This window comes from Kosakonia sp. SMBL-WEM22, assembly GCF_014490785.1.
Lineage (GTDB): Bacteria > Pseudomonadota > Gammaproteobacteria > Enterobacterales > Enterobacteriaceae > Kosakonia.
In genome coordinates this window covers 618,650-638,539 of record NZ_CP051488.1, presented here as the reverse complement: position 1 = coordinate 638,539, position 19,890 = coordinate 618,650, and the positions used below count along the sequence as shown (strand labels likewise).

Below are 19,890 nucleotides of genomic sequence, written 5' to 3'. Positions count from 1 at the left end.
CAACATTGTATATTTGAAGTGACATATCACGCATATTTATACCTTACTGTTAGCTTTGGCTTATCAGCGCCTACTATTTTAAGGGGGGAGCGCATCCCTCTTGGATATATACTATTTCGCCAGATGACTATCACACGTTAGATATGTCTTAGAACCCAATATCGGTTAGATTTTTATTTACGTTGCAGCACCGTACCTGAACTAAAGCGAAATCCAGCTTACGAGTAATAAAATCGACGGTATGAAGAGCAAGAAGTTTGAAGAAGCAGTAAGAAAATGCATATTTCAGAAACAAAAAAACCGCTTCAAAGCGGCTTTTTTGCATCTTTTGGTGCCGAAGGCCGGACTCGAACCGGCACGTATTTCTACGGTTGATTTTGAATCAACTGCGTCTACCGATTTCGCCACTCCGGCACGGAAGGGGATGCGGAAACGTGTTGGATTATACCTGCCATCGAGGGCTATGCAAGTCACTATCCTGCAGCCCTCTGCTAAGTGATGAAAAAAACAGCGCAATGGTAAACTGCTGCGCCAGCCTCGTTAACCCGGCGGCATATCTTTTATATGCGACTATCACGACTAATCGGCCTCTTCAGGCTAACCCGCCTGCAAAAACAGCGCCCGCTCCGCTTCGCGCCGCCGTGTCAGGCCGGGCAGCACTCTGCCGCCCGCTTTGTTCCAGCGCAGAAACTGGTCGGCGGCCTGCGTATATTCGCCCTGATTTAACAGCTTGAGCAGCGTCGAGCTCTGCAAGTTCCCGGCACCGAGGTTAAAGGTAAACGACACCAGCGCGTCGAACTGATCCTGGTCGAGATCGACCGTCACCAGCCGGTGCACGCCGCGCTCGCTCGTCTGCAAATCCTTGCGCAGCAGCGCGTCAGCCTCCGCTTCGGTAATCGGTCGGGGAAAGTTCTCGTTCGGCAGGATCAGGTGCCCATAGCCAATGGTCCACTTGCCGACGGCATCGCGATACTTCTCCAGCCGTAGCCCTTCAAAGGATTTTATTAATGCGACGCCAGCATCGCCGGTGTGTTGCGGTTGATTCGCCATCATCGTTGCTCCTGTAGAGAGAGAATGGCGCTGAGCGTTGACTGCGCGTTGCGCCCTTATTTGAGGATGGTTCGGACACATCGTGTTGCAAAGTCGCCACGGCTTAATATGCGGATGGAAAATCCTAAAAAACGCGGCTTTCAGAGCAATCGCTTAACGAAACGGGCGGTATGCACAGCCGCAGGCTGCCAGAGCGGCGGCAGATGCCCTACACTTCAAGCGTCTCCCTCAACATAAAGGAATCCGTGATGAGCATCATCAAAAACTACGCCGCGCCACAGGCTGGCGCCGAGCTTGAGCTTCAGGAATACGATGCAGGCCCGCTGGCGGCTGAAGATGTTGAAGTCGCCGTGGATTATTGCGGGATCTGCCACTCTGACCTGTCGATGATCGACAACGAATGGGGCTTCTCCCAGTATCCGCTGGTTGCCGGGCATGAAGTGATTGGCCACGTGGTGGCACTGGGTGACGCCGCGCAGAACAAAGGCCTGAAAGTGGGCCAGCGCGTCGGTATCGGCTGGACAGCGCACAGCTGCGGCCACTGCGACGCCTGTATCGACGGCAACCAGATCAACTGCCTGGAAGGCGCGGTGCCGACCATCCTGAACCGCGGCGGCTTCGCCGATAAAATCCGCGCCGGCTGGCAGTGGGTGATTCCCCTGCCGGACAGCATTGATATTGAAACCGCCGGTCCGCTGCTGTGTGGCGGCATTACCGTCTTTAAACCGCTGCTGATGCACAACATCACCGCCACCAGCCGCGTTGGTGTGATCGGTATTGGTGGTCTGGGCCATATCGCCATCAAACTGCTGCGCGCGATGGGCTGCGAAGTGACGGCGTTCAGCTCAAACCCGGCAAAAGAGGCGGAAGTACGTCTGATGGGCGCGGATTATGTGGTCAACAGCCGCGATCCGGAAGCGCTGAAAGCGCGCGCCGGTCAGTACGATCTCATCATCAACACCGTTAACGTCGATCTTGACTGGCTGCCCTTCTTCGAAGCGCTGGCGCACGGCGGCCATTTCCACACCGTTGGTGCCGTGATGAAGCCGCTGGAAGTACCTGCCTTTACGCTGATTGGCGGCGATCGCAGCGTCTCCGGTTCCGCAACCGGTACGCCGTATGAGCTGCGTAAGCTGATGAAGTTTGCCGGTCGTGCGAAGGTTGCGCCGACCATCGAGATGTTCCCGATGTCGCAGATCAACGAAGCGTTGCAGCATGTGCGCGACGGTAAAGCGCGTTATCGCGTGGTGTTGAAAGCGGATTTTTAAGCCGCTCAGCCCGGTGAGCGTCAATACCGCCGGGCAGGTTTAACGCCGGACGGCGCGTTGTTGAGCGTGCGAGTTAAATGCCGGATGGCGCGTAAACGCTTATCCGGCCTACGCCGTTTCAGCCAGCCGCATAATCACATGCCGTTTGAGCAGAGCGCACAATCACATGCCGGATGGCGCGTAAACGCTTATCCGGCCTACGCCGTTTCAGGCAGCCGCATAATCAGATGCCGTTTGAGCAGGGCGTACCATCACGTAGGCCGGATAAGGCGAAGCCGCCATCCGGCAACTGTGCCCGGTGAACCACCGGGCACCTCTTCCTATTTCCCTATCGCGGCAAACACTTCGGCAATCGCTACTGCGCCGGGATCGGTCACGCCTTCAAGGTTCTCACTGTTGACGTAAGATGAACGCCCCGCGCCCGCCTTCTGCATGGTGGCGGTGCTCTCTGCCCCTTTCTGTGCGGCATCGATGGCAGCGGCTAATCCGCGATCGCGCAGCGCTTCCAGCGCCGGTTGTAGCGCATCGATCAGCGTGCGGTCGCCAAGATCCGCCCCGCCATAGTGTTTCATCTGCTTTAACCCCAGCAGCAGCGCGTCGGGCAACGGCGTGGCGTTATGCACCGCCTGGCCTGCGGCGGTAAAGAAGATCGACATCAGCACGCCGCTGGAGCCGCCCATCACCGTCGCCAGCCGCTCGCCAATCAGTTGTAGCAGCTGCGCGGTGTTGTTCAGCGGCAGCGCGTTCTGCTCCAGCAGGCGCTTGATCTCGCGCGCCCCTTCGGCAAAGGTCGAGCCGGTATCGCCATCACCCACTTTCGCATCCAGCGCGTTGAGGCGGTTTTCCAGGTCAATCAGCGTCTGCGCAGCAGTGCCGACCAGCGCTTTTACCTGCGGGTTATCGGAAGGCTCAATCTCCAGCCCGGTGTAGACCGCTTTGTGCGGCTGGGTTTTCATCGGCGCGAAGGCGACCGGTTTCTGCCAGCCGACGGTCTGCACTTCGGCGCAGAGCGCCTGCTCAAACTCATCCGTTAAGCGCAGCAGCGAAAGGGAGAAGCCTTTCATATCGAGCGAACTGACCAGCGGCGCGGGGCCAATCAGATACGCCAGTTGATCTTTTAGCGCCGAATGGGCCAGCTCTTTGGTCAGCAGTGCCATCTCCAGCGCCGAGACGCCGCCGAGGTTATTGATCAGCACTGCCACGCGATCGTTACCCACCGCCGCGCGCAGCGGTTCAACCAGCGTATCGATCAGCGATTTGCTGTTATGGGTCTCAAGGGTACTCGCACCCGGCTCGCCGTGAATGCCGAGGCCAAGCTCAACGTGCCCCTGCTGAATGCGCCCCTCTTCGCTGTCGCTGCCTGGCAGGTTGCAGCTCTCCATCGCCAGCCCGAGGCTGTAGACGTTGTCGCAGGCCTGCTGGGCGAGGTCGCGCACTTCGCTCAGGGATTTGCCCTGCTCTGCGGCGTAACCGGCAATTTTATGCACTAGCGCTGTGCCGGCGATGCCGCGCGGCTGTTTGTTATCAGGCAGCGCGATGTCGTCGGCGACAATCACCATCTCCACTTTCAGGCCGTAGCGTTTGGCCTTTTCGGCGGCGAGGCCGAAGTTGAGCCGGTCGCCGGTGTAGTTTTTCACAATCAGCAGGCAGCCGCGATCGCCGGTCACTGCCACAATGGCGTTCAGCACCGCGTCTACGCTCGGTGAAGCAAAGAGATCGCCGCAGACGGCGGCGGTGAGCATGCCTTTGCCGACAAACCCGGCGTGGGCCGGTTCATGGCCGGAGCCGCCGCCGGAGATAACCGCCACGCGGCTTTTATCCCAGTCGGCGCGGGCGACGATACGGATCGCCGGATCGCTCTCAAGGCGTACAAGGTTGCCATGCGGGGCGGAGATCACCAGCCCTTCGATGGCGTCGTTGACCAGCTGTTTGCGGTCGTTGAAAAAGAATCTGGACATAATCTTCCGGGAGTGTAGTGAAACATCCCTCAAGCATAGCCCGCGCCGGGCGCAGCGGGGCAAAGACCAGATTTTACTGAAAGGTATCAGGGCGTGGTGCGGCCAAAATCGGTGGTGTAACCGTGAGTATTACGCAGCTTGTCGAGGCGGTTGCCCTGCCAGAAGGTAATGGCGATAGTCAGCACCAGCAGGCCGCCATGCAGGTACATCGCAAGGTGCGTATCGAGGAGGAAAAACCCGGCAATCACCGGCAGCAGCGCGCTCATCCAGAGCTGCTCGAGCAGGGTCTCCGCCGCGTTAAAACGTGCCAGCACGCGATCCGCCTGCGCCTCTTCGGGCGAACCGCGGCGCACCGTGCCGACAGCTTGCGCCAGCGCAGCGGCGCGGCGGATAAGCCACTGCACCAGCAGCAGCGCCAGCACCGTAACAATGGCTTCAAAAGCCAGCAGCGCGCTGTCGCCCATAGCCGAGGTCAGCCACTGGCCGCTCAATACTGCCATGGTGAAAAGGGCGTTGAGGATGCCGAACAGCAGTTCGGTAGAGAAGCGCCTGGCGAGGGAAAACATCGTGTGCTCCTTGCAAAAAAGAAGAGAGGCCGCAGCCTCTCTTGATGTTTTACTGGCTCTTGCGTGACATCAGCCACAGGCTCAGCAGGAAGAAGGTAGCACTTGGCAACAGCGCCCCGACAACCGGCGGAATGCCATAAACCAGCGTCAGCGGCCCAAAAATTTTATCCATCAAGTAGAAGATAAAACCGAAGCTGATACCTGTCACCACGCGCACGCCCATCGCCACGCTACGCAGCGGACCGAAGATAAACGACAGCGCCATCAGCATCATTACTGCCACCGAGAGCGGCTGGAAGATCTTGCTCCACATATTGAGCTGGTAATGCCCGGAATCCTGGCCGCTCGATTTCAGGTACTTCACGTAGTTGTGCAGGCCGCTGATGGAGAGCGCATCGGGATCGAGTGCCACTACGCCGAGTTTGTCCGGCGTCAGGTTGGTTTTCCACGTCCCGGTCACGGTCTGCGAGCCGGTAACCTGTTTCGGATTGGTCAGGTTAGACTCGTCGACCTGCGACAGATTCCAGATTTTCTTGTCGGTATCGAACTTTGCCGAGGCGGCATAGCGCACCGACTGCAAGCGACGCTCTTTATTGAACGTATAGATACTGACGCCGCCCAGTTCGATTTCGCTCTTCACGCGTTCGATATAGATGAAGTTACTGCCATCTTTCGCCCACAGGCCAGACTGGGTGGAAAGCAGTGAGCTGCCGTACATCGACTGCGCACGCTGGTTACGCGCCATCTGCTCGCCCTGCGGCGCAACCCACTCGCCGATCGCCATGGTCAGCAGCACCAGCGGGATTGCGGTTTTCATCACCGCCAGCGCAACCTGCATACGGGTGAAACCAGAGGCCTGCATTACCACCAGCTCGCTGCGCTGCGCCAGCATCCCCAGCCCCAGCAGTGCGCCAAGCAGCGCCGCCATCGGGAAGAAGATCTGGATATCTTTCGGCATGCTGAGCAGGGTATAGAGCCCTGCGCCGAGAGCATCGTAGCTCCCCTGCCCGGCCTTTTTCAGCTGGTCGACAAACTTGATGATGCCCGAGAGCGACACCAGCATGAACAGGGTCATCATGATGGTGGTAAAAATGGTTTTACCGATATAGCGGTCGAGAACGCCAAAAGCCTGCATTATACCGCTCCTCTACGGGTAAAACGGGCACGAACCCGGCGCATCGGCACCGTATCCCACAGGTTCAGCACCACGGCCAGCGCCAGATAGGCCAGGTTAACTGCCCACATCCAGATCATCGGGTCGAGCTTCCCTTTCGCGCCATTGGAGCGCAGGGTGGTCTGCAACAGGAAGAAGATGAGATAGAGCAGCATTGCCGGCAGCATCGAGAGCACGCGGCCCTGACGCGGGTTAACCACGCTCAGCGGAACCACCATCAGCGCCATCATCACCACGGCGAAAATCAGCGTTAAACGCCAGTGCAGCTCGGCGCTTGCCCGTTCGTTATGGGTATGGAACAGCGTGCGCATTCCCATCTGCTCCGTATCCGTCGGGTCGAGGGCCACCGCCTGGTGGCCGACAACGGCCTGGTAGTTCTGGAAGTCGGTAATGCGGAAATCGCGCAGCATGGCGGTGCCTTCAAAGCGTGTGCCGCTGTTGAGGGTCACCACCTGAGAGCCATCTTTATGCTGGGTGATCTGCCCGGAGTCCGCCAGCACCACAGAAGGACGCGCGTTGCCTTTTGGACGCAGCTGGGCAAGAAAGACGTTGGTGAACTTTTTGCCTTCGACCCCTTCGATAAAGAGCACCGAGTTGCCGTCCGTCGCCTGCTGGAACTGGCCCTGCGCCAGCGCCGCCATGCCGGGGTTGGCTTTGGCATCGGCCAGCACCTGATCCTGATGGCGCGAAGACCACGGCCCGGCCCACATCACGTTGACCGCCGCCACGATACCGGTAAAGAGCGCCAGCACCAGCGCCGCTTTCACCAGCACCGCCCGGCTCAGGCCGCAGGCGTGCATCACCGTAATTTCACTTTCTGTATAAAGTTTACCCAGCGTCATCAACAGACCCAGGAAGAGGCTCAGCGGCAGGATAAGCTGCGCCATCTCTGGCACGCCAAGCCCGAGGAGAGAGAGAACGAGGTTTGTGGGGATTTCGCCGTCAGCGGCTGCGCCTAAAATCCTGACCAATTTCTGACAAAAGAAAATCAGAAGCAGGATGAATAGGATTGCAAGCTGGCTTTTCAGCGTCTCCCGCACCAGATATCTTGTGATTATCACTTTAATTACGCCCGTAAAAACCAGTCTTTTTGCTGGAAAATCGCTTGTTTCATGGCTTAAACGTCATTTATTCTCTTGAGTCGTCGAAATGATCGCTAAGATTAATATACTCAGCGGATACGTGCGTGAGACCCGATTCTGACGTGCCGAAACCGCAGTAACGTTAAGATTAACACGAAGTCACCGCAACAGCGGACCTGAGTTACGAAAGCTTGCAATTCTATCCGTAGCCGCCGCCGTTGTCTTTAAGATTCAGGAGCGTAGTGCATGGAGTTCAGTGTAAAAAGCGGTAGCCCGGAGAAACAGCGGAGTGCCTGCATCGTTGTTGGCGTCTTTGAACCGCGCCGGCTCTCTCCGATTGCCGAGCAGCTGGATAAAATCAGCGACGGTTATATCAGTGCGCTGCTGCGTCGCGGCGAACTGGAAGGCAAGCCGGGTCAAACCCTGCTGCTGCACCATGTGCCAAATGTGCTTTCCGAACGTATTTTGCTGATTGGTTGCGGAAAAGAGCGTGAATTGGATGAGCGTCAGTACAAGCAGGTCATTCAGAAAACGATAAATACGCTGAATGATACCGGCTCGATGGAAGCGGTCTGCTTCCTGACCGAACTGCACGTTAAAGGGCGCAACACCTACTGGAAAGTGCGCCAGGCCGTCGAGACGGCGAAAGAGACGCTCTACAGCTTCGATCAGCTGAAGACCACCAAAAGCGAGCCGCGTCGCCCGCTGCGTAAAATGGTCTTCAACGTGCCGACCCGTCGCGAGCTGACCTGCGGTGAGCGCGCGATCCAGCATGGTCTGGCGATCTCTGCCGGTATCAAAGCGGCGAAAGATCTTGGCAATATGCCGCCAAATATCTGTAACCCGGCCTATCTCGCCTCCCACGCGCGCCAGCTGGCGGACTCCTACAGTAAAAACGTCACTACCCGCGTGATTGGCGAGCAGCAGATGCGCGAACTGGGCATGTGCTCCTACCTCGCCGTCGGCCAGGGCTCGCAGAACGAATCACTGATGTCGGTGATTGAGTACAAAGGCAACCCGTCTGAAGACGCGCGCCCAATTGTGCTGGTCGGTAAAGGGCTGACCTTTGATTCCGGCGGTATCTCGCTCAAGCCTGGCGAAGGCATGGATGAGATGAAGTACGACATGTGCGGCGCGGCGGCGGTGTATGGCGTGATGCGCATGGTGGCTGAATTGCAACTGCCGATCAACGTTACCGGCGTGCTGGCGGGCTGTGAAAACATGCCTGGCGGTCGCGCGTACCGCCCGGGCGACGTGCTCACCACTATGTCTGGTCAGACGGTAGAAGTGCTGAACACCGATGCCGAAGGCCGCTTAGTGCTGTGCGATGTGCTGACCTACGTTGAGCGTTTCGAGCCGGAAGCGGTGATCGACGTGGCGACGTTAACCGGTGCCTGCGTGATTGCGCTGGGCCACCACATTACCGGTCTGCTGTCGAACCACAACCCGCTGGCCCACGAGCTGATTGGTGCCTCCGAGCAGGCGGGCGATCGCGCCTGGCGTCTGCCGATGAGCGATGAGTATCAGGAGCAGTTAGAGTCCAATTTTGCGGATATGGCGAATATCGGCGGCCGTCCTGGTGGTGCAATCACCGCGGGCTGCTTCCTCGCGCGCTTTACCCGCAAGTACAATTGGGCGCACCTGGATATCGCCGGTACCGCGTGGCGTTCCGGTAAAGCGAAAGGCGCCACCGGGCGTCCGGTCGCCATGCTGTCGCAGTTCCTGCTCAATCGCGCCGGGTTTAACGGCGAAGAGTAACATGTGACTTTGTTCGCCGGATGGCGGCTGCGCCTTATCCGGCCTACAAAACAGCGTAGGCCCGGTAAGCGTAGCGCCACCGGGCTTTGCATTTAAAATCTCAACCAAAAGCCCCATATATGAAAAATGCGACGTTCTATCTTCTCGACAATGACAACACTGAGGATGGCTTAAGCGCCGTCGAACAGCTGGTGTGTGAGATTGCCGCAGAACGTTGGCGTCATGGCAAGCGCGTGCTGATCGCCTGCGTCGATGAGCAGCAGGCCATTCGTCTTGATGAAGCGCTGTGGGCGCGACCGGCGGAGAGTTTTGTGCCGCACAACCTGGCCGGTGAAGGCCCGCGCGGCGGTGCGCCGGTCGAGATTGCCTGGCCGGCGAAACGTAACAGCAGCCCGCGCGACATCTTAATCAGCCTGCGCGCGGAATTTGCAGATTTTGCCACTGCTTTCACAGAAGTGATAGACTTCGTCCCTCACGAAGACTCTCTGAAACAACTGGCTCGCGAACGCTATAAAGCCTACCGCGTGGCCGGTTTTAACCTGAACACGGCAACCTGGAAATAATGGAAAAGACATACAACCCCAAAGATATCGAACAGCCGCTGTACGAGCAGTGGGAAAAGCAGGGCTATTTCAAACCGAACGGTGATGAAAGCCAGGAAAGCTTCTGCATCATGATCCCGCCGCCGAACGTCACCGGCAGTTTGCATATGGGCCACGCCTTCCAGCAGACCATCATGGACACCATGATCCGCTACCAGCGCATGCAGGGGAAAAACACCCTCTGGCAGGCCGGTACTGACCACGCGGGTATCGCCACCCAGATGGTGGTGGAGCGTAAGATTGCCGCTGAAGAGGGTAAAACTCGCCACGATTACGGCCGCGACGCCTTTATCGACAAAATCTGGCAGTGGAAAGCGGAATCCGGCGGCACCATCACTCGCCAGATGCGCCGTCTCGGCAACTCCGTGGACTGGGAGCGCGAGCGCTTCACCATGGATGAAGGCCTCTCCAATGCCGTGAAAGAGGTGTTCGTCCGTCTCTATAAAGAGGATCTGATTTACCGCGGCAAACGCCTGGTAAACTGGGACCCGAAACTGCGCACTGCGATCTCCGATCTGGAAGTGGAAAACCGCGAGTCCAAAGGCTCGATGTGGCATATCCGCTACCCGCTGGCTGACGGCGCAAAAACCGCCGACGGTAAAGAGTACCTGGTAGTTGCCACGACTCGCCCGGAAACCCTGCTCGGCGATACCGGCGTCGCGGTAAACCCGGAAGATCCGCGCTACAAAGATCTGATTGGCAAATTTGTGCTGCTGCCGCTGGTTAACCGCCGCATTCCGATCGTTGGCGACGAACACGCCGATATGGAAAAAGGCACCGGCTGCGTGAAGATCACCCCGGCGCACGACTTTAACGACTATGAAGTGGGCCGTCGTCACGCCCTGCCAATGATCAACATTCTGACCTTTGACGGTGATATCCGTGAAAGCGCAGAAGTGTATGACACCAAAGGCAATGAATCCGACGTTTACGCCAGCGATATCCCGGCGGAGTTCCAGAAGCTGGAGCGCTTTGCCGCGCGTAAAGCGATCGTCGCTGCCGTTGACGCCCTTGGCCTGCTGGAAGAGATCAAACCGCACGACCTGACCGTCCCGTATGGCGATCGCGGCGGCGTGGTGATCGAACCGATGCTCACCGATCAGTGGTACGTGCGCGCCGATGTGCTGGCAAAACCGGCTGTTGAAGCGGTTGAGAATGGCGATATCCAGTTCGTGCCGAAGCAGTATGAAAACATGTACTTCTCCTGGATGCGTGACATTCAGGACTGGTGTATCTCCCGCCAGCTGTGGTGGGGCCACCGCATTCCGGCGTGGTACGACAACGACGGCAACGTCTACGTTGGCCGCAGCGAAGAGGAAGTGCGTCAGGAGAACAATCTCTCTGCGGATGTCGCGCTGCGCCAGGACGACGACGTGCTCGACACCTGGTTCTCTTCTGCGCTCTGGACCTTCTCTACCCTCGGCTGGCCGGAAAACACCGACGCGCTGCGTCAGTTCCACCCGACCAGCGTGATGGTGAGCGGCTTCGACATCATCTTCTTCTGGATCGCGCGCATGATCATGATGACCATGCACTTCATCAAAGATGAGAACGGCAAACCGCAGGTGCCGTTCAAGACCGTCTATATGACCGGTCTGATCCGCGATGACGAAGGGCAGAAGATGTCGAAATCGAAAGGCAACGTTATCGATCCACTGGATATGGTTGACGGTATTTCGCTGCCGGATCTGCTGGAAAAACGCACCGGTAACATGATGCAGCCGCAGCTGGCGGAAAAAATCCGCAAGCGCACCGAGAAGCAGTTCCCGGACGGCATTGAGCCGCACGGCACCGACGCCCTGCGTTTCACCCTCGCAGCGCTGGCTTCAACCGGTCGTGATATCAACTGGGATATGAAGCGCCTGGAAGGTTACCGTAACTTCTGTAACAAGCTGTGGAACGCCAGCCGCTTTGTGCTGATGAACACCGAAGAGCAGGATTGCGGCTTCAACGGCGGCGAGATGGTGCTGTCGCTGGCGGATCGCTGGATCCTCGCCGAGTTCAACCAGACCATTAAAGCGTACCGCGATGCGCTGGATAGCTACCGCTTCGACATTGCAGCCGGCATTCTCTATGAGTTCACCTGGAACCAGTTCTGTGACTGGTACCTGGAGCTGACCAAGCCGGTGATGAACGGCGGTTCCGAAGCCGAGCTGCGCGGCACGCGCAATACGCTGGTAACGGTGCTGGAAGGTCTGCTGCGCCTGGCGCACCCGATCATTCCGTTTATCACTGAAACCATCTGGCAGCGCGTGAAAGTGCTGAAAGGTATTGATGCCGATACCATCATGCTGCAGCCGTTCCCGAGCTTTGACGCCGCCCAGGTGGATGAGCAGGCCGTTGCCGATACCGAGTGGCTGAAGCAGGCGATCGTTGCGGTGCGTAATATCCGCGCCGAAATGAACATTGCCCCGGGTAAACCGCTTGAGCTGCTGCTGCGTAGCGCCAGCCCTGAAGCGCAGCGTCGTGTAAACGACAATCTGAGCTTCCTGAAGACGCTGGCGCGTCTGGAGAGCATCACGCTGCTCTCTGCCGACGATAAAGGACCGGTTTCGGTCACCAAGATCGTTGATGGCGCTGAGCTGCTGATCCCGATGGCCGGTCTTATCGACAAAGAGGCCGAGCTGGCACGTCTGGCGAAAGAAGTGGCGAAAGTTGAGCAGGAGATTGGCCGCATCGAAAGCAAGCTGGGTAACGAAGGCTTTGTTGCCCGCGCGCCGGAAGCGGTGATCGCCAAAGAGCGTGAGAAGCTCGACGGCTACGCGCAGACCAAAGCGAAGCTGATTGAGCAGCAGGCAGTTATCGCCGCGCTGTAATTCTCAGGCAAAGAAAAGCCGGGCATCGCGCCCGGCTTTTTTATTGGCTGCGGGATAACTCCCGCTGCTTTTGTAGGCCGGATAAGGCGTAGCCGCCATCCGCCACGTTCAACCGAACTTAAATCGCCGCCGGATAGAACGACAAACCACGCGCCAGCAGGTTGGCCGGATCTTTCGCCGGCTGCACGCCGTGATCTTCCAGCGTCAGCGCTTCCAGGTTGCCGTGCACATGGGTATTTTCCAGCAGGTAGCGGGTCATACGCACCTTCGCCCATGGCCACGCCAGGAACAGCGTCACCAGGCACACCGCCGTATTACTGATGGAGATCCACAGCATACGCCCCACGGTCACCGTGGAGGAGAAGCGAATATCCCCTTCCAGCACCAGCTGGCTGTAGAGGTAAGCGCGCAGCTTCACGAAAGCAAAGGTAAAGCAGACAATCGCGCCAAAAATATAGACCAGGTAGCTCAGCATGATTTTGCCGTACATCGACCCCATCACCATCGCCATCTGCTCAGGATCGCCCTGCATCATATAGGCAGCCTGCATCATGGTGATCATCGACGGCACAATCATCACCATTACCAGCGCAATGAAGGGGATAAACAGCAGCATCGACAGCAATACGATAGTGATGCATTTTTTCATAGAGATGTTGCCGGAGAATTTTAATTTGCCGTACTGCAAATTATTCATCAGCATGCCAAACCACTGCGCGGCAAATACGCCCTGCATCACGGCAATCCCCAGCAGTAATACCAGAGAGCCAATCGCGATCATGGTGAATGTCGCGGCATAAGATCCCGCACTTATCGCCCCGGTGGTAAAGAGCGAGAAAATCACCACGGTGGCAATAATAATCAGCAGTGGGCAGCCCATCATCACCCACCACGCGCGCAGCGGGCTGGCGTAAAAGTTAAAACGCACGCCATTAATCTCGGTCATCAGCATCTGATAACGCAGACCCTGGGTAATTAACCATGGGAAGAAGAGAATAAATAAAGCCATCATGCAGAGTTGCAGAATAACGTTGTTATTCACCACGTTAACAATAAAAATCACATACAGCGCCAGCAGGCAGAGCCAGCCAACAAAAATGGAGCGCCCGGTCGCGTGGTAAGAGAAACGCGCCCCCTCCAGATCGGTGTTTTCATAGAAATAACGACGCGCGCGAATTAACGCCCACGGTAAATAAATCCCCAGCGTTATTATGGTCAGCAGAATATTAACCAGCCAAACAACGAAATAGCCTTTCCCGCTACCCTGAAAGCGGAAATGGCGCGCGGGAGCCGCCACAGAAGCATGAATTTCGGAAGTCATAACAATCCTTATTGTAAAAAAGAGGTGCTAACGGAGTTAACCACAGCAATATTGCTTAAGAGTTATCTCCACTGTGCAGTGTAAATACCTTACGGTCAAAAAAATAGCGCCCAATATTCCTGGTCTTGCCAGATGCGCCCTGTAGTGGTATTAACCAGGATCCCCGAAAAAGCAACAGACAGAGTGCGAAAATGAATGTAACCGCGCCGGTAGAGGTGAAAATGCGCCGCATTGCCGCCACAGATAATGCGGCTATCGCCTCGGTGATCCGTCAGGTGTCAGCCGAATATGGCCTGACGGCTGATAAAGGCTACACCGTGGCCGATCCTGAACTGGACGAGCTTTATCAGTTATATAGCCGTGAAGGCTGCGCTTACTGGGTCGTGGAATTGAACGGCGATGTGGTGGGCGGCGGCGGCGTAGCACCGCTGAAGTGCAGCGAGCCGGATATCTGCGAACTGCAAAAGATGTATTTTCTGCCCTGCGCACGCGGCCAGGGGCTGGCGAAAAAGCTGGCGCTGATGGCGCTCGACCACGCGAAAAAAAGCGGCTTCACGCGCTGCTATTTAGAGACTACTGCCTTTTTAACCGACGCTATTGGTCTGTATGAGCACCTGGGGTTTGCGCATATCGACGGCCCGCTGGGCTGCACTGGTCACGTCGATTGCGAAGTGCGGATGTTAAAAACGCTCTAATCAAGTGCGGGCGCATCGACCCGCGCCATCACTGCTCTTCCGTCGCCAGCACAAACCGCACAATAGCGGCGGCTTTCTGCGGCGGTAGCGCCAGTACATCACCCCACAGCTGTTGCAGCATATCGCAAACCAGCTTCTCTTTGCCGATGGCATTTTGCGGCGCATCCAGCAGTTGCAGATCCTGACCATACTTCTGCGCCATCGGCTGCACCACCGTGGCGATATCCCGCTGCGCATTGGCACGCTCTTCGGCGGTCACCGTGTGTTTATTGGGCCCGTAAGAGGCGCTAAGCATGGCGGCTTCAGTATCCAGGCGGCGCTTTAACATCTCCGGGGAGATAAAGCGTACCGGGTTGATGCCCCCTTTAACCGCCGGGTATTGAAAGCGGAAGCAGGCATCATCGCTTTTCGCCTGGATCTCGGCGGCCTGCGCCATCATTACGCGCATTTCGGCGACCACCAGGTCGTCCGGCGCAAACTGCAAACGCTGCATCTGCACCGCGAGGATCTGCGGCTGAATAGCGTCGATTACCTTCTGCTCATTCGCCCCCTCTTTCATCATCACCATCACCTGGGCGCGCAGTTTCGCCATCAGGGCGGGATCGTGCTCAGCGATAAACTTCCACGCCGGGATCTGCTGCACCGTTGCGTCAAACTTCTCATCCGCGGTCTGGGCTAACTTCTGCCCCTGCAAATATTTAATGTCGATAACGTTCCACAGGGCGATAAACACCACCACCAGCACGATCGCGCTCCCTTTGCTCAGCCACCCTTTTTTACGCAGCAGGCTGGCGACCACCGCGATCGCCATCCCGGCGTAGCCCGCCATCAGGATATGTGTCCAGTTCATTATTTTCCTTTGATCTCAAATCAGGCCGGTACGCCGCTGTGAAAACGGAACTCTGTATCCGGTGAGCTAATCAGCGCCGCTTCCACTTCGCCGAAATGGCGCACGCGCGGCGCAATATCGGTGGCCGAAATCTGCTGCGCCAGCGCGAGGTAATCCTGGTAGTGGCGCGCTTCGGATCGCAGGAGCGACAGGTAGAATTTTTGCAAATCCGCGTCAAGACAGGGCGCAAGCGCGGCGAAGCGTTCGCAGGAGCGCGCTTCGATATAGGCACCGCAAATTAATTTATCGACCAATGTCAGCGGTTCATGAGTGCGAACCTCTTTCAGCATCCCTTTGGCATAGCGGCTGGCGGTGATTTTGACATAGGGAATGTTGCGGGCGAGCATCGCTTCGCGCACCTGCCAGAAGTGGTGCAGCTCCTCTTTGATCAGCAGCACCATGCTGTCGATCAGCGCCTGGCCCCAGGCATCATCGGTCTGCGGCATCACGCTTTTGCCGATCTGCTTATGCAGGGCGACAAAATCCGGCTCGGGGCCTTCGCGGAAGGCAAACTCTTCATAGGGTTTCAGCCAGGCCAGCAGCGCTTCTGAACCGGTTTTATCGGCAACGTAACGGCGCACCAGCAGCATGGCGGTTTGGGCGGCCTTCAGTTCGCAGACCAGATGATCGGTGAGCAGCAGCGGCAGCATCTCGGGCTGACGGGCTTTCTCTATCCAGGCGGTGGGTGTTGGGCAGTGCAGAAAAGCGCGAACCGGGGCGAGTAGTTGCGGGTAATCCATGGCATTTCCTTGCTTTGCGGCAGCATGGCGCTGCCGCAACGTTCACTTAGTGACGGACACCGTCATCTTCTTCGTCAACGTAATCTTCGTCGTCTTCGTCGTCGCCCTCTTCGCCGTTCGGGTCTTCGTAGTAGGTGCCCCAACCGTCGTACTCAACTTCGAATTTCTCTGCCAGGTTGATCAGCTGCTCAACCTGCGCGTCAATCAGATCGGCATTCAGCGCGCTTTCGCTCAGCACGTCACAGCAGATCACCACTTCACCCTCTTCCAGCTCCAGCTCTTCCGGCTCGGTCACTTCGTAGCCGAGTTTGAAGGCTTCAACGGCCGCTTTTTCCAGCGTTTCGAAATCATCTGCCGACAGGTGATGCTCAATGGTGTAGAGCGCATCAGGATCGCTGCCATCTTCCAGCAGCTCTTCAATAATCAGGCGCGTCTCTTCGCGCTGCTCTTCCAGGTGTTCCGGGTTTGCCATGGGTCGTTCCTCATCAAAGTGGCAGATACTCTTATTGTCACACACCGCCGCCGTTGCCTCCACTCTTCGCCGAAAAGATTTATCTATCAGGGTTGCAAATGAATATTCATACATATAGATTGAATTTTAATTCAATAAGTGGCGTTCGCCATGTGAGGAAAAAATGTCACCTTTTTACCAGAAACATTTTCTGAAACTGCTCGATTTTACCCCTGCTGAAATCCACGCTCTGCTGCAACTTGCCGCGCAACTCAAATCAGATAATAAAAAAGGCCAGGAAGTCCAGAAACTTACCGGCAAAAACATCGCGCTCATCTTCGAAAAAGACTCTACCCGCACACGATGCTCTTTCGAAGTTGCCGCTTACGATCAGGGCGCTCGCGTCACCTACCTCGGCCCAAGCGGTAGTCAAATCGGGCATAAAGAGTCAATTAAAGATACCGCGCGCGTACTGGGCCGGATGTATGACGGCATTCAGTATCGCGGCTACGGCCAGGAGATTGTTGAAACCCTGGCGCGCTTCGCGGGCGTGCCGGTGTGGAACGGCTTAACCGATGAGTTTCACCCCACGCAGCTGCTGGCGGATCTGCTCACCATGCGCGAGCACCTGCCGGGCAAAGCCTTTAACCAGATGACGCTGGTCTATGCAGGCGATGCGCGCAACAACATGGGCAACTCGATGCTGGAAGCCGCCGCGCTGGTCGGTCTCGATCTACGCCTTGTGGCGCCGAAAGCCTGCTGGCCGGAGGCGAGCCTGGTGGCAGAGTGCCAGGCGCAGGCGGTGAAGAACGGCGGCAATATCCTGCTCACCGAAGATGTCGCCGTCGGCGTGAAAGATGCGGACTTTATCTACACCGATGTCTGGGTGTCGATGGGCGAAGCGAAAGAGAAGTGGGCAGAGCGCATCGCCCTGCTGCGTCCTTACCAGGTCAACAGCAAAATGTTGTCGCTGACCGGTAACCCGCAGGTGAAGTTTCTCCACTGTCTGCCAGCATTTCACGACGATCAAACCGCGCTTGGCAAGCAGATGGCGCAGGAGTTCGGCCTGCACGGCGGCATGGAAGTGACAGATGAAGTGTTTGAATCGTCAGCAAGCGTGGTGTTTGATCAGGCGGAAAACCGCATGCATACCATCAAGGCGGTAATGGTCGCCACGCTCAGCGAGTAAGGCGTTTCCCCTCTCCTCGCAGAGAGGGGGAGCAATCAGGCCACCAGCAGTTTAACCACCACTTTGCGCACCTGCGCGGGCGCGTTGACCGCGCAGAGTGGTTTATGCGCTTCGCCCGGATAAAAGACGACAAAATCCCCGGCGCTCAGCACCACGGTTTTCTCCTGCTCGCCCTGCGGCAAAAAGGCGATATCTTTATCCGCCAGCCAGTCGGTATCCGGCGCGCCCGCAGGCTGTGTGCTGAAGGTCATCCCCTCTTCGCCTTTTAAAACAATCTGGATATCCAGATATCGCGCATGGTACTCGGCGCGGCGCTCGGCAAAGGGCTGCGTCATATCTTCCGATACGAGATAAAAGAGGCGGTTACCATCGATATCATGTTTGCCAACCGGCGTCGCGGCGGTGACATGCTGTTTGATATGCTCAATCGCCTGGCGCAGCTCTTCCGGCAGCCAGGGTTGTAGGTTGTGAATATTGCCAACGATCATTGCTAAACCCTCAATTAAAACGGCGTTTCATTTCCACCATTTATACGAGCATTCCCCCGCGCCCGCTACCCCTATCTGCCTGACTTTTGCGTTAACGCATGTTTCAACGCTGGCGCGTAAAACGCATTACTATTCATAGAGAACCGTTTGCGCTGCGTAAAGTGTGCATCAAACGCTTGATCCGCGAAAACAGCTGCGTATAATCCGGGACAATTTGCCGGGAGGAAGCATGGTCCAGTGTGTTCGAGAGTCTCTCTTACCGCGTCTGAATACAGGCGCCGGCCTGCCGTTTTTCGCTCCTGTGGCTTACCCCATATCCAGCCCCTCTTTTGAGGGGCTTTTTTTTGCGCCGTCGTCAGGAGATAACCATGGCTAATCCGCTATATCAGAAACATATCATTTCCATAAACGATCTCAGCCGCGAAGAACTTGAACGGGTACTCCATACGGCGGCGAGCCTGAAAGCTAATCCGCAGCCGGAGCTGCTGAAGCATAAAGTGATCGCCAGCTGTTTCTTTGAAGCCTCCACCCGCACGCGTCTCTCTTTTGAAACCGCGATGCACCGCTTAGGCGCAAGCGTGGTCGGCTTCTCCGACAGCAGCAACACCTCGCTCGGCAAGAAGGGCGAAACGCTGGCGGACACCATTTCGGTGATTGGCACCTATGTGGACGCGATTGTGATGCGCCACCCGCAGGAGGGCGCGGCGCGCCTGGCGACGGAGTTCTCCGGTGGGATTCCGATCCTCAACGCTGGCGACGGTGCGAATCAGCATCCGACGCAGACGCTGCTGGATCTCTTCACCATTCAGGAGACTCAGGGTCGGCTGGAGAATCTCAATATCGCGATGGTAGGGGATCTGAAATATGGCCGTACCGTGCACTCACTGGCGCAGGCGCTGGCGAAATTCAACGGCAACCGCTTCTACTTTATCGCCCCGGACGCGCTGGCAATGCCGCAGTACATCCTCGATATGCTGGATGAAAAAGGGATCGCCTGGAGCCTGCACGCCAGCATCGATGAGGTGATGGCCGAGGTCGATATTCTCTATATGACGCGCGTACAGAAAGAGCGCCTCGACCCGTCGGAGTATGCCAACGTCAAAGCGCAGTTTGTGCTGCGCGCCGCCGACCTTGAGGGCGCACGCAGCAATATGAAAGTGCTGCACCCGCTGCCGCGCGTCGATGAGATCACCACCGATGTCAATAAGACCCCGCACGCCTGGTACTTCCAGCAGGCCGGAAACGGTATTTACGCCCGCCAGGCGCTGCTGGCGCTGGTTCTGAATCGCGATTTGGCTCTGTAAGAGGGAAACGACAATGACACATGACAACAAACTTCAGGTCGAAGCCATCAAACGTGGCACCGTGATTGACCATATTCCGGCGCGTATCGGCTTTAAGCTGCTGACGCTGTTCAAGCTGACAGAAACGGATCAGCGCATCACCATCGGCCTGAACCTGCCTTCCGGTGAAATGGGGCGTAAAGATTTGATTAAAATCGAAAATACGTTCCTGACCGACGAACAGGTGAACCAGCTGGCGCTCTATGCGCCGCAGGCGACGGTGAACCGCATTGATGAGTATGAAGTAGTGGGCAAATCGCGCCCAAGCCTGCCGGAGCGCATCAGCGGCGTGCTGACCTGCCCGAACAGCAACTGCATCAGCCACGCCGAGCCGGTGTCATCGAGTTTTGCGGTGAAAAAGCGCGAAAACGACATCGCGCTGAAGTGCAAATATTGTGAAAAAGAGTTCTCGCACCACGTGGTGCTGGCTAACTAATTGCGGCTGGTAAAGCCGGGTGCCCTCCCTATAATGGATCGGCATCCCTTTTACCGCAGATTAC

At 57.0% G+C, this 19,890-nt stretch carries 20 protein-coding genes and 1 tRNA gene; 9 read left to right on the top strand and 12 right to left on the bottom strand.

Annotated features, from left to right (window positions below):
• Positions 1–329: 329 nt before the first annotated feature.
• Positions 330–414, bottom strand: a tRNA-Leu gene (locus HF650_RS03135).
• 183 nt (positions 415–597) lie between these two features.
• Positions 598–1,050, bottom strand: coding sequence for a lysozyme (locus HF650_RS03130; RefSeq protein ID WP_042714022.1), 453 nt, complete (start codon positions 1,048–1,050; stop codon positions 598–600).
• Positions 1,051–1,298: 248 nt separating this feature from the next.
• On the opposite strand from HF650_RS03130, the gene HF650_RS03125 reads away from it, so the two are divergent.
• Positions 1,299–2,318, top strand: a complete 1,020-nt coding sequence (locus HF650_RS03125) for an NAD(P)-dependent alcohol dehydrogenase (protein WP_023480305.1) — start codon at positions 1,299–1,301, stop codon at positions 2,316–2,318.
• Positions 2,319–2,638: 320 nt separating this feature from the next.
• On the opposite strand, the gene HF650_RS03120 is transcribed toward HF650_RS03125, so the two are convergent.
• The 5 genes from HF650_RS03120 to HF650_RS25205 form a co-directional block, all read right to left on the bottom strand.
• Positions 2,639–4,276, bottom strand: coding sequence for a dihydroxyacetone kinase subunit DhaK (locus HF650_RS03120; RefSeq protein ID WP_076768980.1), 1,638 nt, complete (start codon positions 4,274–4,276; stop codon positions 2,639–2,641).
• Positions 4,277–4,362: 86 nt separating this feature from the next.
• Positions 4,363–4,842: a hypothetical protein gene (locus HF650_RS03115; RefSeq protein WP_187801133.1), complete on the bottom strand. Its 480-nt coding sequence runs from the start codon at positions 4,840–4,842 to the stop codon at positions 4,363–4,365.
• 49 nt (positions 4,843–4,891) lie between these two features.
• The gene (gene lptG / locus HF650_RS03110) at positions 4,892–5,977 is read right to left on the bottom strand and encodes an LPS export ABC transporter permease LptG (RefSeq protein WP_187801132.1); all 1,086 of its coding nucleotides are present in this window, start codon (positions 5,975–5,977) and stop codon (positions 4,892–4,894) included.
• The gene (gene lptF, locus HF650_RS03105) at positions 5,977–7,077 is read right to left on the bottom strand and encodes an LPS export ABC transporter permease LptF (protein ID WP_187801131.1); all 1,101 of its coding nucleotides are present in this window, start codon (positions 7,075–7,077) and stop codon (positions 5,977–5,979) included. The genes lptG and lptF overlap by 1 nt, the downstream gene beginning before the upstream one ends.
• A 63-nt stretch (positions 7,078–7,140) precedes the next feature.
• Entirely contained in the window at positions 7,141–7,191 is a 51-nt protein-coding gene (locus HF650_RS25205; RefSeq protein ID WP_216848985.1) for a hypothetical protein, read from the bottom strand.
• A 153-nt stretch (positions 7,192–7,344) separates the two neighbouring features.
• Between HF650_RS25205 and pepA the strand changes: the two genes are divergently transcribed.
• The 3 genes from pepA (at position 7,345) to HF650_RS03090 (ending at position 12,274) form a co-directional block, all read left to right on the top strand.
• A complete protein-coding gene (pepA, locus tag HF650_RS03100) occupies positions 7,345–8,856 on the top strand; it encodes a leucyl aminopeptidase (RefSeq protein ID WP_187801130.1) in 1,512 nt (503 codons plus the stop codon).
• Positions 8,857–8,975: 119 nt separating this feature from the next.
• Positions 8,976–9,419, top strand: coding sequence for a DNA polymerase III subunit chi (gene holC, locus HF650_RS03095; protein ID WP_139569590.1), 444 nt, complete (start codon positions 8,976–8,978; stop codon positions 9,417–9,419).
• On the top strand, positions 9,419–12,274 hold the full coding sequence (locus tag HF650_RS03090) for a valine--tRNA ligase (RefSeq protein WP_187801129.1): 2,856 nt from the start codon (positions 9,419–9,421) through the stop codon (positions 12,272–12,274). Before holC ends, HF650_RS03090 begins: the two co-directional genes overlap by 1 nt.
• Positions 12,275–12,392: 118 nt before the next feature.
• Here HF650_RS03090 and HF650_RS03085 read toward each other — a convergent pair whose 3' ends face one another.
• On the bottom strand, positions 12,393–13,595 hold the full coding sequence (locus HF650_RS03085; RefSeq protein WP_187801128.1) for a DUF898 family protein: 1,203 nt from the start codon (positions 13,593–13,595) through the stop codon (positions 12,393–12,395).
• A gap of 191 nt (positions 13,596–13,786) precedes the next feature.
• Here HF650_RS03085 and HF650_RS03080 point away from each other — a divergent pair, with 191 nt between their 5' ends.
• A complete protein-coding gene (locus HF650_RS03080; protein WP_023480203.1) occupies positions 13,787–14,290 on the top strand; it encodes a GNAT family N-acetyltransferase in 504 nt (167 codons plus the stop codon).
• A 28-nt stretch (positions 14,291–14,318) separates the two neighbouring features.
• On the opposite strand, the gene HF650_RS03075 is transcribed toward HF650_RS03080, so the two are convergent.
• From HF650_RS03075 to rraB, 3 genes are read right to left on the bottom strand one after another with little or no spacing between them, the layout of a single operon-like run.
• Positions 14,319–15,140 (bottom strand): topoisomerase II, encoded by an 822-nt coding sequence (locus HF650_RS03075; RefSeq protein ID WP_187801127.1) that lies wholly within the window; start codon positions 15,138–15,140, stop codon positions 14,319–14,321.
• Positions 15,141–15,160: 20 nt separating this feature from the next.
• Positions 15,161–15,919 (bottom strand): tRNA isopentenyl-2-thiomethyl-A-37 hydroxylase MiaE, encoded by a 759-nt coding sequence (gene miaE / locus HF650_RS03070; RefSeq protein ID WP_042714029.1) that lies wholly within the window; start codon positions 15,917–15,919, stop codon positions 15,161–15,163.
• A 46-nt stretch (positions 15,920–15,965) separates the two neighbouring features.
• Complete coding sequence (rraB, locus tag HF650_RS03065) at positions 15,966–16,391, bottom strand: ribonuclease E inhibitor RraB (protein ID WP_187801126.1); 426 nt, start codon at positions 16,389–16,391, stop codon at positions 15,966–15,968.
• Positions 16,392–16,554: 163 nt separating this feature from the next.
• On the opposite strand from rraB, the gene argF reads away from it, so the two are divergent.
• A complete protein-coding gene (gene argF / locus HF650_RS03060; protein WP_187801125.1) occupies positions 16,555–17,559 on the top strand; it encodes an ornithine carbamoyltransferase in 1,005 nt (334 codons plus the stop codon).
• A 35-nt stretch (positions 17,560–17,594) separates the two neighbouring features.
• Here argF and HF650_RS03055 read toward each other — a convergent pair whose 3' ends face one another.
• Complete coding sequence (locus HF650_RS03055; protein ID WP_187801124.1) at positions 17,595–18,047, bottom strand: YhcH/YjgK/YiaL family protein; 453 nt, start codon at positions 18,045–18,047, stop codon at positions 17,595–17,597.
• Positions 18,048–18,276: 229 nt separating this feature from the next.
• On the opposite strand from HF650_RS03055, the gene HF650_RS03050 reads away from it, so the two are divergent.
• From HF650_RS03050 to pyrI, 3 genes are read left to right on the top strand one after another with little or no spacing between them, the layout of a single operon-like run.
• Entirely contained in the window at positions 18,277–18,423 is a 147-nt protein-coding gene (locus HF650_RS03050; protein ID WP_223284269.1) for a pyrBI operon leader peptide, read from the top strand.
• Entirely contained in the window at positions 18,416–19,351 is a 936-nt protein-coding gene (gene pyrB, locus HF650_RS03045) for an aspartate carbamoyltransferase (protein ID WP_187801123.1), read from the top strand. Before HF650_RS03050 ends, pyrB begins: the two co-directional genes overlap by 8 nt.
• 13 nt (positions 19,352–19,364) lie before the next feature.
• A complete protein-coding gene (pyrI, locus tag HF650_RS03040) occupies positions 19,365–19,826 on the top strand; it encodes an aspartate carbamoyltransferase regulatory subunit (RefSeq protein WP_023480436.1) in 462 nt (153 codons plus the stop codon).
• Positions 19,827–19,890: the final 64 nt, after the last annotated feature.

Coding starts and splice junctions, on each gene's coding strand:
- HF650_RS03115 (WP_187801133.1), bottom strand. CDS start 4,842: ATGTTTTCCCTCGCCAGGCGCTTCTCTACCGAACTGCTGTTCGGCATC.
- HF650_RS03130 (WP_042714022.1), bottom strand. CDS start 1,050: ATGGCGAATCAACCGCAACACACCGGCGATGCTGGCGTCGCATTAATA.
- HF650_RS03055 (WP_187801124.1), bottom strand. CDS start 18,047: ATGATCGTTGGCAATATTCACAACCTACAACCCTGGCTGCCGGAAGAG.
- HF650_RS03120 (WP_076768980.1), bottom strand. CDS start 4,276: ATGTCCAGATTCTTTTTCAACGACCGCAAACAGCTGGTCAACGACGCC.
- pyrB (WP_187801123.1), top strand. CDS start 18,416: ATGGCTAATCCGCTATATCAGAAACATATCATTTCCATAAACGATCTC.
- HF650_RS03125 (WP_023480305.1), top strand. CDS start 1,299: ATGAGCATCATCAAAAACTACGCCGCGCCACAGGCTGGCGCCGAGCTT.
- argF (WP_187801125.1), top strand. CDS start 16,555: ATGTCACCTTTTTACCAGAAACATTTTCTGAAACTGCTCGATTTTACC.
- pepA (WP_187801130.1), top strand. CDS start 7,345: ATGGAGTTCAGTGTAAAAAGCGGTAGCCCGGAGAAACAGCGGAGTGCC.
- HF650_RS03075 (WP_187801127.1), bottom strand. CDS start 15,140: ATGAACTGGACACATATCCTGATGGCGGGCTACGCCGGGATGGCGATC.
- lptG (WP_187801132.1), bottom strand. CDS start 5,977: ATGCAGGCTTTTGGCGTTCTCGACCGCTATATCGGTAAAACCATTTTT.
- HF650_RS03080 (WP_023480203.1), top strand. CDS start 13,787: ATGAATGTAACCGCGCCGGTAGAGGTGAAAATGCGCCGCATTGCCGCC.
- HF650_RS03085 (WP_187801128.1), bottom strand. CDS start 13,595: ATGACTTCCGAAATTCATGCTTCTGTGGCGGCTCCCGCGCGCCATTTC.
- holC (WP_139569590.1), top strand. CDS start 8,976: ATGAAAAATGCGACGTTCTATCTTCTCGACAATGACAACACTGAGGAT.
- pyrI (WP_023480436.1), top strand. CDS start 19,365: ATGACACATGACAACAAACTTCAGGTCGAAGCCATCAAACGTGGCACC.
- rraB (WP_187801126.1), bottom strand. CDS start 16,391: ATGGCAAACCCGGAACACCTGGAAGAGCAGCGCGAAGAGACGCGCCTG.
- HF650_RS03050 (WP_223284269.1), top strand. CDS start 18,277: ATGGTCCAGTGTGTTCGAGAGTCTCTCTTACCGCGTCTGAATACAGGC.
- HF650_RS03090 (WP_187801129.1), top strand. CDS start 9,419: ATGGAAAAGACATACAACCCCAAAGATATCGAACAGCCGCTGTACGAG.
- miaE (WP_042714029.1), bottom strand. CDS start 15,919: ATGGATTACCCGCAACTACTCGCCCCGGTTCGCGCTTTTCTGCACTGC.